The 3,631-nt window shown below is 71.0% G+C and carries 3 protein-coding genes; 2 read left to right on the plus strand and 1 reads right to left on the minus strand.

Going from position 1 to position 3,631, the window contains the following annotated elements; genetic code table 11:
* Positions 1-269 precede the first annotated feature (269 nt).
* Positions 270-1,706, plus strand: coding sequence for a D-alanyl-D-alanine carboxypeptidase/D-alanyl-D-alanine endopeptidase (dacB, locus tag AC3XYG_RS18160; protein ID WP_489141259.1), 1,437 nt, complete (start codon positions 270-272; stop codon positions 1,704-1,706).
* A 1-nt stretch (position 1,707) separates the two neighbouring features.
* Here dacB and AC3XYG_RS18165 read toward each other — a convergent pair whose 3' ends face one another.
* Positions 1,708-2,997 (minus strand): NAD(P)/FAD-dependent oxidoreductase, encoded by a 1,290-nt coding sequence (locus AC3XYG_RS18165; protein WP_489141260.1) that lies wholly within the window; start codon positions 2,995-2,997, stop codon positions 1,708-1,710.
* A gap of 180 nt (positions 2,998-3,177) precedes the next feature.
* Between AC3XYG_RS18165 and AC3XYG_RS18170 the strand changes: the two genes are divergently transcribed.
* Complete coding sequence (locus AC3XYG_RS18170; RefSeq protein WP_489141261.1) at positions 3,178-3,351, plus strand: hypothetical protein; 174 nt, start codon at positions 3,178-3,180, stop codon at positions 3,349-3,351.
* Positions 3,352-3,631 lie beyond the last annotated feature (280 nt).

The raw sequence follows: 3,631 nt of genomic DNA on the forward strand, positions 1-3,631 counted from the left end.
CCAGCTACGAGACGCGGATCCGGCTGAACGTCGAGTATGTCCGGAACTGGAGCTTCGGGCGCGATGTCGTGATCCTGTTCATGACCCCCCGGGTGTTCTTCCCCGGCTCCGGCGCCTACTGACGGTTCGGCGGCCCCCGCATCCCCGACGTGACCAAGACGGCCCCCGCCCCGGGGGGGCCGTCTTCGTTTTCGGCGCACCTTCCGCCCCGCCTCGGCCGGGGCTATAGGAAGGCGCGACCCGATGCGGAGGACATTCGGCCCGTGCCCATGACCAGACGACCCTTCCTGTTCCTGCTGCCGGTGCTCGCCGCCGGCCTGTGGGGGCATGCCGCCCTGGCCGATGCCACCGCCGTGGCCGCCCATTACGACCTGCCGGTCAATGATGTCGCCTACATCCTGTTCGACGCCCGGAGCGGCCAGCTGATCGACACGGCTCAGGCGACCAGGCCGATGATCCAGGCCTCGACGATGAAGGTCGCGTCGATGTCCGCGGCGATCGAGATCCTCGGCGCCGATCACCGATTCTCGACCGTCGTCACCGCCAGCGGGACGCTCGACGGCGGGGTGCTGCATGGCGACCTCATGCTGATCGGCGGCGGCGACCCGTCGCTCGATATCAACGACCTCGCCGATCTCGCCGCCCAGGTCCGCAAGGCCGGGATCACCAAGGTGGACGGTCGCTTCATCGTCGACGACACGGCGTTGCAGACCCTGCCGTTCCTCGATCCGCTGCAGCCCTACGCCGCCTCCTACAATCCCGGCCTGTCGGGGCTGGCGGTGAACTTCAACGCCGTGCGGGTGACCTGGCAGAAGAAGCAGGGCCGTTTCGACGCGCGGACCGAGGCGGTCGCCGACGGCCGCAACATGGTGCTGCCCTGGGTCGGCGTCAGCCAGGGGCCGGCGACGCCCTACCGGCCGGTCGACGGGCGCGAGGGCTGGGTGCTTTCCGCGGCGCTGCCCGACAAGGGCTCCGACATGCTGCCGGTCCGCCACCCGACGGCGACGGCGGCGGAAATCTTCCGGACCGTGAGCCGCGAGGCGGGCGTCGCGCTGCCGGCCGCGGTGATCGGCCTCCGGCCGTCGGAAGGCACGGTCGTGGCGCGGCATGAGAGCGAGCCGCTGGCCACGGTCGTCACCCGGGTCCTGAAATACAGCAACAACCTGTCGGCCGAGATGATCGGCATGATGGCGGCGCGCCAGCTGCTGGGCCGTACCAGCGTGACCCAGGCCGAGGCGGGGAAGGCCATCGCCGCCTGGTGGGCGCAGAAGGTGCCGAAGCTGGACTGGAGCGGCCTGTCCATTCCCGGCGCCTCGGGGCTCAGCACCCGGGCCCGGATCTCGCCGATCCAGATGGCGGCGGTGCTGATCGAGGGCAACCAGATCGGCATGGCCGCGCTGATGCCGGAGCGGGGGGACGGCGGTGCAGAGGCCGATGCCGGCGAGCCGGCACCCCTGGCGGCGGGGCGGCTGCGGGCCAAGACCGGCACCATGGGCTATGTCCGCGGCCTGACCGGCTATCTCTCGGCCGATAGCGGGCGCCAGCTCGGCTTCGTCATCTACGTCGTCGATGAGCAGCAGCGGGCCGCCGCCGATGCCGCGAGCGACCCGAATGTCCTGGCCGTGTCGCCGCCGGCCCGGCGCTGGCTCGGCAAGGCCCGCGGGGTCGAGCGCGAACTCCTGCGGCAGTGGGCCGCCGCGTACTGAGCTACATCAGGTCGCGCAGGCGGTACCAGGCCATGGCCAGCACCAGCGCCGGCATCCGCAGCATGCGGCCGCCGGGGAAGGGCTGGTGCGGGATCCGGGCGAAGACGTCGAGCCGGTCGGCCTGGCCGCGAATCGCCTCGGCGATCACCCGCCCGGCCATGCCGGTCAGCAGCACGCCATGGCCGGAGAAGCCCTGGGCGAAGTAGATGTTGGGCGTCAGCCGGCCGAAATGCGGCGTGCGGTTGATGGTGATGCCGACAAAGCCGCCCCAGGTGAACTCGACCTTGGCATTGGCCAGGCGGGGCAGGGTGCGGGCCATGGTCCGGCGCATCTGGTCGGCCAGCCGCCGCGGCTCATAGCCGGAATAGCTGACGCCGCCGCCGAACAGCATCCGGTTGTCGTGGCTCAGCCGGTAATAGTTCAGCACGAAATTGATGTCGGCGACGGCGAAGCCGGACGGGATGGTCTGCTGCGCCAGCTCCTCGCCCAGCTTCTCGGTGGCGATGATGTAGGTGCCGACCGGCATGACGCGGGAGCGGATGGTGCGGTCGACCTCCGCCGACAGCGACGGCAGATAGGCATTGCCGCACAGCGCGACGAAGCCGGCGGTGACCCGCCCCTTCGGCGTCGTCGCCACGGCCGGGTCGCCCTGGTCCAGCCGGGTCACCGGCGTGTCCTCGAAGATACGCACGCCCAGCGCCCGCGCCGCATCGGCCAGGCCGAGGGCGTAGTTCAGCGGATGGATCTGGCCGCTGCCGCTGTCGAGCAGCCCGCCGACATAGTCCGGGCAGTCGACCAGGCCGCGGATCTCGGCCCGCGACAGCATCCGGCCCTGGTGATAGCCCAGGCCTTCCCATTCCGCGACATGGGCCTGCAGCTCCGCCATGTGGCGGCGCTTCGTGCCGGCGAGCACATAGCCCCAGCGCAGGTCGCAATCGATGCCGTGGCGGTCGACCCGCTGGCGCAGGATGGTCTTCGCCTCCTCCGACATGTCCCACAGCTTGCGGGCGTCGTCCTGGCCGACCCAGGAGGCGATGGTGCTGATATCCTTGTTGAAGCCGGTGATCGCCTGGCCGCCATTGCGGCCCGAGGCGCCCCAGCCGACCCGCTTGGCCTCGACCAGCACGACGTCGAGGCCGCGCTCCCTCAGCTCGATCGCGGCGCTGAGCCCGGTGTAGCCGCCCCCGACCACCAGCACGTCGCAGCGCATATCGCCGTCCAGCGCCGGGAAGCGGAGCGAGCGATTGGCGGTGGCGGCGTACCAGGAATTGACATGGTCGGCAGGGGGCATGACACGGCGATCGTCGTTTCGGATGCCGTCTTCAATAGCGTGTGGCGGGCAGGAACGGCCAGCACGGCGGACGCCCGGGCCGTCATGACGCTGCCGCATGGCGATCGGCCGCATCGTCGGGGCAGCTGATGGGTTGTCCAAGCTCTCTCCCTCCGGATCCGTGCCGCCTTCTCCCGGGCGGTGCCGATCAGCGATGGCGCGGTGTCGGTCGGCGCCAGCGTCGGCTGGGCCTTCCTGCCCGACGATGCCCAGGATGATCGCGGCCTGCTCGCGGCGGCCGACGCCCGGCTGTATGCGGCGAAGCAACAGGTCCGGCCCCGCCCGTCCGACCCGCCGTCGCGCGCTTCGGCGTAGAGCCGGCTCGCCAACCCCCACTGTCATCGCGAGCCTGAAGGGCGTGGCGATCCAGGATTGCCGCCGCTTGCGCTGTCTGCGCCGGCAGGACTGGATCGCGTCGCTGCGTTCGCGATGACGGTAAAGGATGGGCAGCCGTGGGCAGCCTCCGGCACCGGCGTCAGCGGGAGCCGAAGATGTGCTGGGCCAGGCTTATCCGGCGCCAGTTGTCGTTGCGCTCGCTCTCGGGGGCGCGTTCGACCGTGACCCAGCCGCCCCCGGGTGGCGCCGTCGCCGTCCC

This window comes from Inquilinus sp. (assembly GCF_057815775.1).

Excerpts from the sequence above, each read along its gene's own strand:
- AC3XYG_RS18165 (WP_489141260.1), bottom strand. The coding sequence starts at position 2,997 with ATGCCCCCTGCCGACCATGTCAATTCCTGGTACGCCGCCACCGCCAAT.
- dacB (WP_489141259.1), top strand. The coding sequence starts at position 270 with ATGACCAGACGACCCTTCCTGTTCCTGCTGCCGGTGCTCGCCGCCGGC.